The organism is Arthrobacter sp. S39 (assembly GCF_004320525.1).
GTDB lineage: Bacteria > Actinomycetota > Actinomycetes > Actinomycetales > Micrococcaceae > Arthrobacter.
In genome coordinates, this window is sequence record NZ_SIHX01000027.1 from 1 (window position 1) to 12,649 (window position 12,649).

The following is a 12,649-nucleotide window of genomic DNA, read 5'->3' on the forward strand; positions in this document are numbered from 1 at the left end:
CCCTATGGGTGAGCCCTGGTTCAAACTCGCACCGCGCGCCAAGGAATGGGGACTCGTGGCCCTGTCGAGTAACTATGAGCTGTACGGGGACATCAGCGCCCGGGTCATGGAACTGCTGGGCCGCTATTCAGCCTGGCTCGAGGTCTACAGCATCGACGAGGCGTTCCTCGGCGTCAAAGGCACCCCGGATGAACTCCTCGCCCTGGGCCGGGCGATGAAGACAGCTGTCCGGCGGAACGTCGGAGTGCCCGTCTGCGTCGGGATCGCCGCCACCAAGACCCTGGCGAAACTGGCGAACAAATGGGCGAAGAACAACCCTGTATTTGGCGGGGTCTGCCACTGGGACTCCGTCCCCGCCACAGAAAGAGAAGGGCTGATGGGACGCCTGTCTGTGGTGGAGATCTGGGGCGTCGCAACCCGCCTGACCAAACGCCTGAACGTGATGGGTATTTTCTCGATCCTGGATTTATCCAGGGCGGATCCGGTCATGATCCGGGACCGGTTCTCCGTGGTCATGATGCGCACCGTCCTGGAACTCCAGGGCACCCCCTGCATCCCGATGGAAGAAGAACGGATCGGGCGGGACCAGCTGATCTTCTCCCGCTCCTTCGCCACTCCCATCACCACCGCCGCCGGGATCCGGCAGGTGATGTCCGTTTACGGGCAGCAAGCGTCCGCGCGGTTGGCTAAACACGGCCTGCAGGCCAAGGTCCTCACCGCCTTCGCCGGCACCTCACACTTCAACCCGAGAGACACCTCCTACCCCTCCGTCTGTATTCCGCTGCCGATGCCGACCGCTGACCCGGTGATCCTGACCAAGGCCTCCCACGCCCTCCTCCCCCACATCAATGAGGGCGTGAAGTATGCCAGGGCAGGGATCATGGTCACCGACCTGCGCCCCACCGGCAACCAGGCACCCCTATCCCTCTTCGAGAACCCGCACGAGGAACGCCACGTGGGTTCCCTCCTCGAAGATGTCACCCGCCGCTACGGCCGCGGCTCCATTGGCCTCGGCCACGCAGGCATCCGCGGCGGGCCGGACTGGACCATGAAACGGGACATGCTCTCCCCCCGCTACACCACCCACTGGGACGAACTCCCCCTCGTCAAAGCCGCCTAGAACTCCACCCCGCACGACCGCACTGGCACGTCAGCACCACGAAAGAACGCACCTCATGACCATCACCCCCGAAGCCCCCACCCATACGAACTACATCCAGGTCCGGCTCGGCCCGTCAGGTAACCCCTTGGCTATCCGTCACGACGGACGGATCTGGCTGGTCGACCCCGCTACGGAGTCCCAGCACTGGTACGGACGGGATTCCTGGTGGGACACCCGCCGCACCGCAGCCAAAGGCAGCGGCGACCTGGTCAGCGTCGAATACTGGCGCGTCCAGGCCCAGATTATCTACCCTCAGGTGGGGTTCACAGCAATGTAGGTTCTGCACTAGGGTCGTCTCGGAACGCACGGATTATCTACCCCTGACGAGGTACGTTCGTATGACGAAGTCTCTAATTCCGTTACCGTCGACCACCCACCCGATCGGCCCGATTTCACGGCGTTGGATCGCGTTCAGCGTCATCCACAAGGCTGGAGGCCCGTCTTGGGCAGTGGTGGACGCCTCCACCTACGAGCTTCATCCTGAGGCCAGCGCCTACCTTCACTACCTGCTTGGGTCTGCCCGGTCCACCAACACCATCCGGGCCTACGCTCAGCGCCTGGCTGCTTTCTTCACTTGGATCGGCCCGGCCCGGCTGGACTGGACAGAGGGTGTTCCTGTCGTTTCCCGGTTCATCCGGGAACTCGCCGTCACCGCGTTAGACACCCCGGATGGAACCGCGGAATATCGTGAGCCTCGCTACCGGAGCGGGAAAACGATGAACCAGTACGCCGCCGCGATCACCCAGTTCTACATGTGGGCCGCGCGCAGTGATCTGATCAGCGAGAAGACCGCCGCAGGCTTCTACGAAACAAGAATCGCCTACGGCTATTCCGGTGACAGACTCCTGCCGGGCCAGGTGTCGAGGTCCCGGGCCGTCCGCGCCAAGGAAGTCGAAGAAGCACCAAAGCTGATGAATGAAACCGGCGCAAAGTCGTTGCTGGAGGCGGTCTCCAACCACCGTGACCGTTTCCTGGTGGCCCTGATGATGGAAACGGGCGTCCGGATCGGTGAGGCTCTGGGGCTGCGGACAGAGGATCTGCACCTCTTCCATGACTCCCGCGCCGTCGGTTGTGCGGCCGCTGGGCCACATATCCACGTTAGACGGCGACAGAATCCCAACGCCGCACTGTCCAAATCCTCGAACCCACGCACCGTCCCGGTCACTGAAACGGTCTGCACCCTGTATTACCCGTACCTTGAGGACCGCATTGACCTGCTGGCCCAGGATTCCAGCCCGATGGTCTTCGTCAATCTGTATTCCCGGGCCCATGCCGGGGAAGCGTTGAAGTACTCCAACACCGTGAAGATGTTCTACCGCTCCTCCGGCCGCACGGGGCTCCGGGTGAACCCGCACATGACAAGACACACCGCAGCGACCCGCTGGAAACGGGCAGGAGTTCCTGCACGGGACGTTCAGGCACTGCTCGGGCACCGTAGTCCCTCATCCCAACTCGTGTATGAACACACCAGCGACCAGGACCTGCGCGACGCCATCGAAGGAGTCCGCTACGGTCGGTCAAATCCCTCATGAACGTCGAACAAGCGGCCGCGACCGACGTTGCTCCGATCCTGTCTCGGCCGGAACCAGTCGACCCGGCCGAGGACCTTGCCGGTTTCCAGCACATGCTTGCCCAGGAAATCCGGGACGATTGGCGGCCGGAGGAATGGGACAGCAAGGCCTGGGTCTTCACCGGGATCCCCGGCCACCTAGGTACGCTCGTCAACCAGTGCAGCTTCCCCGACTGCCATGGCCCCTCATTCACACGCCGCAGCGGGCTGTGCAACGTCTGCACCGGCCGCTACATCCGGCACACCCAACGACTGGGCGCTATGACCGCCGAGGCGTGGATCGAACGTGCAATCCAGCTGCAGGACACCAACTGGGCATCCCTCGTCGTCCCGATCCTCTGCTCGGTGACGAACTGCACCAACCGCAGCAAGGGCCTCGGTGTGCCCTTGATGACCACCACGGAGGGGAACCCGAAACGATGGCACCAGCAAAAAGACCGGCTCCCTCCCCTGTGCCTGGGCCACCAACCCCGCCACACGGTCGAAGACATTAACGACTGGATCGCCTCCCAAGCCGCCAACCCGGTTGCGCCTCCAGAGTATTGCGCAGTTCCATGGTGCGGCTACAAACGTCACCACGCCAACGGGACGGGCCTCTGCAGGCTGCACGCCAAGCGAATCCAAAACCCCGGCGGCCTCGCCCTGCATCTTGAACGCGAAGCTGTCGTCTCTCTGGAACCTGACGGCTACCGGGAAATCCACGCGCCGCCCACGAGAACCGGCGGGTACGAACTCAGCCTGGCCCCTCTACGCCGACGGCACCCGGGACTTGCCACGGAACTGCTTTGGTCCCTTCAACATCAGGACCGCATTGGCTTCCCGATCAACATCACCACGACTAAGGCCCTCATCAAGTCGGCGCTGGAATTCCCTCAGGCCACGAAATCCTTCCTGAACGCTGACACCCGGGCACTGGTCAAGGGCAGGATGCTCTGTTCCGTCAATGCCTGGTCAATGTTCCGGGTGGTGCGGGCGAGGTTGCTCGAACGCTACGTCCCGTGGGCCACGAACGGCGATCTTCTCCAATCGGACCTCATCCCGTTCGGTCTACTGATGACCTCCTCCAACAGATCCGGCTCCGCACGATCCATGGCAGCCCTGGATTTCCGCCCGATCCCCCTAGACTGGGCCCGGCACATGACCAAGCTCTGGATCCTGGAACGGTCCACCACTGAAACCTCCTCGACGACGCTCATCACCCACGTCGCGAGACTATGCACCGACTTCATCGTCCACTGCTCGTCGCGACGACTTCCCCCGCCGACCAATGCCTCCGGTCTGTCCCGCGAACACGGCAAGGTGCTCGCACATGCGCTGGCCGGCATGACGCGGCTCGACGGAAAACCCCTGACCAACCCCTACAAACGCTTTCTCGGATCGACCGTGGCAGGCATGATCGACTACGCCCGGAAGAACTCGGACCTGTTCGAACACACAACGCTCTCCTTCTCCCTCGACTACGATCTTCAGATCCCTCTGGAGGAGGCCCCTGGCACAGACGCTGACGACGAGACCGGACGTGCAATCCCCGAACAAGTCATCGAGTACCTCTTCGAGCAGCTGCCCACGGCCCGGGTCGCCAGTCCGACCTCGGCCGCGGTCCCCAATGACGTCTACAAAGCAGCCTTCACCTGCTACCTAACCCTGCTGCGCGACGCCGGGAGACGGCCCAATGAGACGGCAAGCCTCCAACGGGGATGCCTCAGCTACGACAGCAACGGAGAAGCCACCCTGCTGTGGCACAACGACAAAGGCAGACGCCGCGGCCGGCGCCTGCCCATCTGGGCAGAAACCGCCCATGCCCTGGAAACGTGGTTCACCATCCGGGACCAGCACATCTCAGGGATGCCGGCCGGGCAGCAGGACTGGCTCTTTCCCACGTTCCGCTCCCGGGCCCGGGACAAACACCTCAAAACAGCCTGGTTCAACCGCCGGCTCCGTGACTGGATCGACAACCGGCTCCCGGACCTGCCCGGCCCGGCAAACGGGCCAGGAGCAGAGATCCCGTTCACCAAAACCGCCGTTTTCGCCTACGCGTTCCGCCACTCCTACTGCCAACGGCGGGCCGACGCAGGCGTCGCCCAGGAAACCCTCCGCCGGCTCATGGACCATCGATCCGCGGACACCACAGCCAGGTACTACACGGTGACCAACGCACGAAAACGCAAAGCCATCGAGTCCGTCAAAAGACTTTCCTTCGACACACATGGCACACACGCCCCCGTCGCGGAAGAGCTCTACTCAATGGCGGCCGTCGCCGTCCCGTTCGGCAAATGCACCGAACAAACCAACATCAAAGCAGGCGGCAGGGCATGCCCCGCACGCTTCCAATGCGGCGGCTGCACGTTCTTCAGATCGGACCCTTCCCACCTGCCGGATCTCAAGGCACATCTGGATCGCATGAAAGAAGACCTCGCGTGGCAGATCGCCCAAAACCTGCGCCCGTCCTTGATAACGGACACCAAGAATGAAATAGAAGCATTCACGATCCTCATCCAGGCACAGGAAGCACGCCTTGCCGACCTGCCTTCCAGCGAGAGGGAGTCCATAGCGGAAGCCTCCGCCGTGCTGCGGCGGCTCCGTGCCAGCGTCCCGACCGCCGTCGAGAAGCCCTTCATTCCCATCGGAAGCCTCAGGATCAGGCCCGGGAACGGTCAGGACAGCTAATGAACACCGGTCCGCAAAAGACAGCTGCCATGGTCCGGCAGCGGAAAAGGGAGAGCAAGAGCAAACGACAAGCTGTGATTGCAACTGTTCCGGCGAGGGAAAGCACCAGCGTGACCATCACCGTCGCGGAGGTCGCGCGCCGCGCTGGCGTCAGCCCCTGGCTCGTCCGGCAGGAACCGCTCATGCAAGAAGTCAGGAACGCCAAAGCCCGGCTGGCCAGCGGAGTACATCACGGAGCGACGGACTCAACCGGCGGTTCGCTCAGCGTCGAGCGTGATCTGCTGCGCCAGGAAAACCAGCGACTCCGTCACGAAACATGTCGCTACCGGCAGCGCATCTCGGAATTGCTTGGGGATCAGATCGACGGCACGGACGCCCAGAGCCAAGGGCTCCGCGTTCAGGAACTGACAGACCAAAACGAGGCCCTCACCAAGAAATCCAGCGAGGCAATCCATCAACTCCATCAGATGCAACATCAGCTTGCAGCTCTGTCATCAGACTTGGAAGCCGCCCACACCGTGAACCGTTCCCTGATGGCCGAGCTGAACCGGCCGCGTTACCAACGGACAATGGTTAGAACCGATGGTGGCCAGCCCGTACCCGACATGTGAAGATCCGATTTGGGCTCCAAAAGGTTACCGATTCTGGGCCATGGTTGTTTTGGACTACCCATTCGCGGTCGCCCACCCTGCATGCGAGGCTCAGATGCGCCATAGCGAAGGTTTCGAAAAATGTCTGTCGCCGGGTTGAGTAGATTTCGCGTCCCGGTTCCGATCCTCGGCCCGAGCTGGACCTGCAGGTCGTGCGAAGCCCCAGCAGGCCGTCCGAAATGTCAGTTTCTCAAGATCCGGCCCTTATTCTTCTGACTCTGGCATGATGACCGCCATGTCGGAGGGGATGTGCGTCACACATTATGATTGTCCGGACCCGCTGCCGCCTCACGCGTGATGGATGAGGCGGCAGCGAGTATGCGGTCAGTGCGTCAGACCCGCGCGCGGAGCCGGCGGTTGGCCAGGACGGGTATAACCTCGCGGGCCCTTTCCACAGTCGCGACGTCGACGGTGGCGATCAGTTCCCCTACTTTTTCGTCCAGTTCCTGGAGCACGACGCCCATGGGCGAGACGAGGAGGCTGTGGCCGACGCCGAACCGCGGCCCAGCCGGCTCCACGATGCCGGCCGTGGAAGCATCGGCCTGGTCGCAGGCGACAACCCAGACGGTGGAGTCGATGGCCCGGGCCTGGTTGAGTAGCCGCCACGCGTCCACTTTTCCTTCGCCGGCGCCCCAGTGTGCGGTGACGATGATGACCTGGGCGCCCCGGTCAGCAAGTTCGCGGAAGAGTTCCGGGAAGCGGACGTCGTAGCAAGTGGCCACGCCCACCGTGATTCCGTCTACGTCGAACGTGAAGGGTTCGTCGCCCGGTTCGACGTCTTTTGATTCCGAGAAACCGTAGGCGTCATAGAGGTGGATCTTGTCGTAACCGTCATGGATGCCTTCGCCCGTGACGAGGATGGTGTTCTTGACCCTGCCGTCAGCTGCCGGCTGGAAGGTTCCGACCAGGACGATCACGCCCAGTTCCGTCGCGAGCTCCCTGACGGCCGAAGCCCAGGGCCCTTCAATGGGTTCGGCGGATGCTGCGGGGGCGGCGCCGAAGCGGACGAGGGATGCCTCTGGGAGGACGACGACGCGTGCGCCGCTGGCGGCACCCCGGCGGACGGCCGCCAGGACGAGTGCCAGGTTTTCGGCAGCGTCCACGGTAGTAGCGATCTGCTCGACGGCGATGGTCAGTTGTGCGTTGGACATGGGGTTCCTTAGATATCAGGTGACGGGTGCTGGGGTGCGAATGAGTGTGCTGCGGCTTAGTAGACCGAGTGTGAGGTCAGTTCGCGGCTGTCGGGGTTTTTAGCCATGCTTACGCCGATCAGGGTGATCGTGGCGACGACGGCAATGTAGACGGCAAGCGGCAGCCAGGTACCGTACGTGCCCAGCAACCAGGTGAACAGGAGGGGTGCGATGGCGCCGCCGAACACGCCACCGATGGTGTAAGCCATGGAGCTTCCGGCGTAGCGCAGCCGGGGGCTGAACTGTTCGGACACGAGTGCCGCCTGGGGGCCGTACATGAGGGAGTTGCAGAGCAGGCCGAAGATGACTGCCAACACGATTCCGAAGTACCCGGTGGCCATCAGCGGGAAGAAAACGAAGGGATAGATGATGGACAGGCCGGCCCCGATTGCCGTGACAAGCCTGCGGTTCATCCGGTCGGACAGGTAGCCGGCCGCCGGAACCATAAAGACCTGGCAAGCCGATCCGATGACCACGGCGAGGAGTGCCTGGCCGGGCTGGAGTCCGAACTGGCGGGTGGCGTAAGTCAGGATGAACACCGTGGACAGGGCGTACATTACGTCCGGGGCGATCCGCGCCATGGTGGCGGCGAGCAGCGCTTTCCGCTCGGTCTTGAAGACCTCAGCCAGCGGTGACTTCGGGGTGAGGCCCTGTTCCTGGATGGCCTCAAAAACCGGAGTTTCTTCAATCTTGAAGCGGATGATCAGGCCAACAATTACGAGGACGGCGGAGAAGAGGAACGCCACACGCCAGCCCCAGGAGAGGAAGTCGTCTTTCGGCAGAAGGGCAAGGAGCGCCAGGGCGCCGTTGGCCATCAGGTTTCCGAGGGGCGGCCCGATCTGGGCCGCGGAGCCGAAGAGGCCGCGCTTGCTCGGATCGCCGTGTTCGCTGGAGATGAGGACAGCGCCGGCCCATTCACCGCCGACACCCACGCCCTGGCACAGCCGGAGGAAGACCAGCAGGATGGGGGCGGCGATCCCGATGGTGGCATAGGCCGGGATCAGGCCGACGGCGAACGTGGCCACGCCGATCAGGATCAGGGTCCACACGAGGACTTTCTTGCGGCCGATGCGGTCCCCCAAGCGGCCAAACAGGATGCCGCCCAGCGGACGCGCCACGTAGCCCACGGCGTAGGTCGCAAATGCGGCCAAAGTCCCGGCCAGCGGGTCAGAGGACGAGAAAAAGACCTGGCCGAAAACCAGGGCCGATGCTGCCGAGTAGATGGCGAAGTCGTACCACTCAAGGCTGGTGCCGGTGAGAGCGACGATGAAACCGCGCTTGCCCTGGCCTTTCGACACGTTGGTTGGTGCTTGCGCCGTGGATAGATCTTCAGTCACGGGTGCCTCCTTATAAGGGACTGTTTCAAACGGTGTATTCGGGCCGATCGGCCTCAAACATTTCGACATGGACTCCTTGGTAGCTGCGTCAGATGGAAGCTGTATGCGCTTCGTATACGGACGCGTATGGAGTGTGTATACTCACAGTAGCTTGTGATCCAGATCGCAGCAATACCCCGTCCGAAACTGTTTGAAGGAGCCCCAATGTCCCTGAAATTCACACTTCCCAATGGAGAATCAGTCGCGGTTGATGTCACCGATCTCCTCAATGGCGGTTACGCCGGCCGGCATCAGGAGCATGTCCGCGCCCACGTTGAAGAACTGGCGCTGCTTGGTGTTCCGGCGCCGACGGTGACCCCCACCATATATCCGGTTTCGCCCTACCTCGCCCAGCAGACCAGTGTTGTCCCGGTACAGCACGGCAAAACCTCGGGCGAGGTTGAATGGGCCATCGTGGTGGTGGAGGGCGGCCAGATCCTGCTCACCCTTGCTTGTGATCACACAGACCGTGAACTGGAAGTCCATGGGATCGCCTGGTCGAAAAACGCCTCCCCGGACGTTCTGGCCAACGAGGCATGGCCGCTTGATGAGGTCGAAGGCCACGTTGACGACTTGACCCTCACTGCCTGGGTGACCAACGGCGGAGTGGAGGAAAAAATCCAGTCGGCAACCTTCGCCGACCTTCTCCCGCCGTCGCACTGGGTGCAGGTGCTGAAGGAGCGCAAGCTGCTCAACCCCGGCACGGTGTTAATCTCCGGCACGGTCAACATGCTCGAAGGCGTCAACCAGTTCGCAGATTCCTGGCGGGCTGAATTGACCGATCCGAAGCTGGGGCGGACCATCTCCCTCAGCTATGACGTTGTGTCGATGGCTACCCCCATCGGCTGACATTCCCTTGTTGTTGGCGGTGGATCCCACAAGGGTCCACCGCCGATGACTCCATCCCGACAACGTATGCGGAGCGTATACTGTGGCCATGCAACCAACGCCGTCCAATCGCGATCGTGTCTACAAATTCCTGAGGGATGAAGTTCTCCCTGATCCGTCCCAGCACGGCAGCTTCCTGACAGAAGACCAAGTGGCGGAGCGCGTGGGTGGGACCTCACGCACTCCCGTCCGCGAGGCCCTGCTCCTTCTCGCGTCCGAAGGCTTGATCCAGCTCGTGCCCCGGCACGGGGCGTATATTCCGCCGGTCACAAAGCAGGAAATCAACGAAGCGCTTGAGTACCGCTCATTCATCGAGACAAAGGCGGCCGAGCTCGTCATCGAACGTGGTTCGGTGCCCGTGGAAGCCATGGAACTTGCCCTGAAGCATCAGGCGGAGAGCTCCGATGCCGGCCACGAGCGTGAGTTCGTCGAATGGGACACCGAATTCCATATCGCTCTGGTCCGGGCGGTGGGAAACTCGCTGATGACCAAGTCCTACACCGATCTGAGAGCCCGCCATGTCCGGATCGGCATTCGCGCCCTGATGAACACCCCGGAACGGCAGGCGGCGGTCATCGCCGAACACCAGGCCATCATCGACGGACTTCGTTCAAACGACCCGGAAAAGGCCAAAGCTGCTTTGCTCAGCCACATCCATACCACCGCCTCCGGACTGGCAGAAGCCTAGCGAGCCGCTCGGCTCGGCCAGCGTCGTGCCGGTGGCAGTTCCAACACCAGCGTCCATTGGACCTGGTGGCCCTGGAGTGAAGGCAACACTTCACCCTCTTGAACGTAGCGGTAGGGCATCGGCTCACCCTCGGGGCGCCACCAGCCGCTGGCTGGAGCGTGATGTCCGGTGGCTGCCTCTGCCTCGCCTCGGGCGAGGCTGTTGTTGCTGAACTGCAGGGATTTCATGGCCAGGGTTCCCTTTCTCGGTCGTTTCAGGGCTCGGATGTTAGACGTGTTGCCGGGTGCCAGGCTGGAGGTCGCGAGGGCTGATCCATACCTCATACCCCTCCCGCCGGACGAAGGCGCGCCGGGGCTGAACGCCGCTGCTGCGGAGCCAGAGAATGGAAGAGTCCACCGTGGCGTCCTCCACAATGCCGGACTGCACCATCAGCCCGTGCCGCCGGATCTGCACGGGTCCGCCGATCACGGCCGCCCAGTCGTCGTGCCGGATAAACTGCAGTGCTGCTCGTCGTTTCATGCCGTCTCGCTGCCCTGGACGAACGCGATGAGACGCTGCCACATCTCCGGGGCATTTGAGTACATGGGGAAATGCCCGCAGCGGGATATCTCGGCCAGTTCCACACCCTTTTCCGCCAGGCGATCCAGGTAGGACAGGGTGTTGTTCTGCACGCCGTACATGTACATCCGGGGGAACGGCAGGGCGAGGAAGCGGTCCATAAGGTTTCCGTTGTCGGACAGGTCCACCATGGATTCGAAGATGGGCCTGACCGCCCCGGCCCGCACTTTGTGCGGCAGGCTCGCGGCATAGAGGCTGCTGGAGTAGTAGCGGGACTGCCACACGCGGTCCTGGAAATCCCGGAAGAAGTCCTCGGGGTCCGGATGCGGGTGGCTGATGATCTGCCGGCTCAGGAAGCAGTCTTCCGGGGCCACGTTTCCCTCGATGTCGATGAAGCTGGCCACCCGTGACGGGTCCTGGTCAGCCAGCAGCAGCGCCGTCAGCCCGCCCATCGAGTGGCCCACGAGATGGAACCGGCCGATGTTCTTGAACCGCAGGACCTCGAGGGCCACGGACACCAGGAACGGAACCGAAATGGCGTCGAGATCGGAGCAGGTGGTGGCGCCGCATCCCGGTGCGTCGTACGCCAGGATGGGCCGGTCTGCGAGTTCTTCCTGCTGGATGACGTCCGCGTAGTCCTCCTTGGTGGACCCGAAGCCGTGCAGGAACACCAGGGGGACTCCGGTGCCGTCGCGGAACATGCCGGAAATTTCGACGGCGGTGCCTGCGATGGTGAGCGGGAGCGTAAACGTTTCGAGCTTGTTGGCGGTCACAGGAAGTCCTTTACTGCTGTTTCGAAGCGGCGCAGCCCTTCCTTCAGGCTGGCACGGTCGGTGGCGAATGAGAGCCGCACATGGCCCTCACCGGAGGGTCCAAACTCGCTGCCGGAGCGGACCATCACCCCGGCTTCGGCAAAGCTGGCCGCCATCTCGTCTGAGGATAGCCGCGACTCGATGCGCGGGAACGCGTAGAACGCGCCCTGGGGCGAGAGGATCTCGACGCCGGGAATCCCCTGGAGTGCCTCGAGCACCAGATCGCGGCGCTCCTGGTAGGACGCCGTCGCGGCGCGAAGATCGGCCGCGGGTGTCTCCAATGCCGTCAACGCCGCGTCCTGGACGAAGGTGTTCAGCGGGCCGTTGATGGTGCGGTGGATCAGATTGATCTTGTCGGCCAGCGGGCCGGCAGCCACCACATATCCAAGGCGCCATCCGGTCATGGCGTACGTCTTGGACAGTGTGCTGCAGTAGATCACCTGGCCGGAAACGTCGGCCAGGTCCAAAGCGGACACCAACTCCAGCCCGTCGTAGACGATGCTTCCGTAGGCCTCGTCGGAGAGCAGCAGCAGGCCCGGGTTGTCGGCCAGGATCTCACCCACTCCGTGGACATCACTGGCCGAGTACACGCGGCCGGTGGGGTTCCCGGGGTTGCAGAGGATCACCATGCGCGCCGTTGGGGCCTCCCGGAGCAGCGTGTCCAGGTCCAGTGAGCCGTCCGGATTCGCCGGAACCCACACCACTTCTGCTCCGACCATGGCTGCGTGGTCCGCGTAGAGCGAATACGTCGGTTCGGGGATCAGTACGCGGTCGCCTGGCCCCACCAGGGCCAGCATCGACGCCGCGAGCCCGGCGCTGCCGCCGTGGGTCAGGACCACTTCGCGGGCTGTGGTGGGGCGGGGGTGCTCCACTGAGATCTTTTGGGCAATCGCTTCCCTCAGCGCCGGCGCGCCGGGCATGGGAGAGTAGCTGGTCCGTCCCTCAGCCAGGGAACGGACGGCGGCCTCGACAACAGCGGTGGGGGTGCCGGCGGCGGGCTCTCCACTGGCGCGACGGAGGGCACAGGGGGACGCGGCGCCACCGGTGGACGGGCGGCGGCGGGCTGCCGCGGGGGGGTCGGAAGACCC

12 protein-coding genes are annotated in these 12,649 nt (G+C 63.3%); 7 read left to right on the top strand and 5 right to left on the bottom strand.

All coding sequences use genetic code 11. The features are described 5' to 3' along the window. From EYS21_RS23010 to EYS21_RS23030, 5 genes are all read left to right on the top strand, one after another. A partial coding sequence (locus EYS21_RS23010; RefSeq protein ID WP_131135561.1) for a Y-family DNA polymerase occupies nt 1-1,120 on the top strand: 1,120 nt, incomplete at its 5' end. A gap of 55 nt (nt 1,121-1,175) precedes the next feature. After that, nucleotides 1,176-1,439, top strand: a complete 264-nt coding sequence (locus EYS21_RS23015; protein ID WP_131135562.1) for a hypothetical protein — start codon at nt 1,176-1,178, stop codon at nt 1,437-1,439. Between the two features lie 61 nt (nt 1,440-1,500). Next, nucleotides 1,501-2,694, top strand: a complete 1,194-nt coding sequence (locus EYS21_RS23020) for a tyrosine-type recombinase/integrase (protein ID WP_131135563.1) — start codon at nt 1,501-1,503, stop codon at nt 2,692-2,694. Further along, nucleotides 2,691-5,399 carry a site-specific integrase gene (locus tag EYS21_RS23025; protein ID WP_131135564.1) on the top strand — a complete coding sequence of 903 codons (2,709 nt, stop codon included), beginning with the start codon at nt 2,691-2,693 and terminating at the stop codon, nt 5,397-5,399. The genes EYS21_RS23020 and EYS21_RS23025 overlap by 4 nt, the downstream gene beginning before the upstream one ends. Beyond that, nucleotides 5,399-6,010, top strand: coding sequence for a hypothetical protein (locus EYS21_RS23030; protein ID WP_131135565.1), 612 nt, complete (start codon nt 5,399-5,401; stop codon nt 6,008-6,010). The genes EYS21_RS23025 and EYS21_RS23030 overlap by 1 nt, the downstream gene beginning before the upstream one ends. A gap of 371 nt (nt 6,011-6,381) precedes the next feature. On the opposite strand, the gene EYS21_RS23035 is transcribed toward EYS21_RS23030, so the two are convergent. Together EYS21_RS23035 and EYS21_RS23040 are read right to left on the bottom strand one after the other, a co-directional pair. Then, complete coding sequence (locus EYS21_RS23035) at nt 6,382-7,200, bottom strand: carbon-nitrogen hydrolase family protein (protein WP_131135566.1); 819 nt, start codon at nt 7,198-7,200, stop codon at nt 6,382-6,384. Nucleotides 7,201-7,256: 56 nt separating this feature from the next. Continuing rightward, the gene (locus EYS21_RS23040; protein WP_242633584.1) at nt 7,257-8,576 is read right to left on the bottom strand and encodes an MFS transporter; all 1,320 of its coding nucleotides are present in this window, start codon (nt 8,574-8,576) and stop codon (nt 7,257-7,259) included. Nucleotides 8,577-8,780: 204 nt separating this feature from the next. Between EYS21_RS23040 and EYS21_RS23045 the strand changes: the two genes are divergently transcribed. Both EYS21_RS23045 and EYS21_RS23050 read left to right on the top strand, forming a co-directional pair. Further along, nucleotides 8,781-9,464, top strand: a complete 684-nt coding sequence (locus EYS21_RS23045; protein ID WP_131135568.1) for a DUF2848 domain-containing protein — start codon at nt 8,781-8,783, stop codon at nt 9,462-9,464. Between the two features lie 88 nt (nt 9,465-9,552). Then, a complete protein-coding gene (locus EYS21_RS23050; protein WP_131135569.1) occupies nt 9,553-10,191 on the top strand; it encodes a GntR family transcriptional regulator in 639 nt (212 codons plus the stop codon). A gap of 267 nt (nt 10,192-10,458) precedes the next feature. Here the strand turns inward: EYS21_RS23050 and EYS21_RS23060 are convergent, their stop codons facing one another. The 3 genes from EYS21_RS23060 to EYS21_RS23070 all read right to left on the bottom strand — a co-directional run. Then, a complete protein-coding gene (locus tag EYS21_RS23060) occupies nt 10,459-10,710 on the bottom strand; it encodes a hypothetical protein (RefSeq protein ID WP_131135571.1) in 252 nt (83 codons plus the stop codon). Beyond that, entirely contained in the window at nt 10,707-11,522 is an 816-nt protein-coding gene (locus EYS21_RS23065; RefSeq protein WP_242633585.1) for an alpha/beta hydrolase, read from the bottom strand. The genes EYS21_RS23060 and EYS21_RS23065 overlap by 4 nt, the downstream gene beginning before the upstream one ends. Next, a partial coding sequence (locus EYS21_RS23070; protein WP_131135572.1) for a pyridoxal phosphate-dependent aminotransferase occupies nt 11,519-12,649 on the bottom strand: 1,131 nt, incomplete at its 5' end. The genes EYS21_RS23070 and EYS21_RS23065, both read right to left, overlap by 4 nt.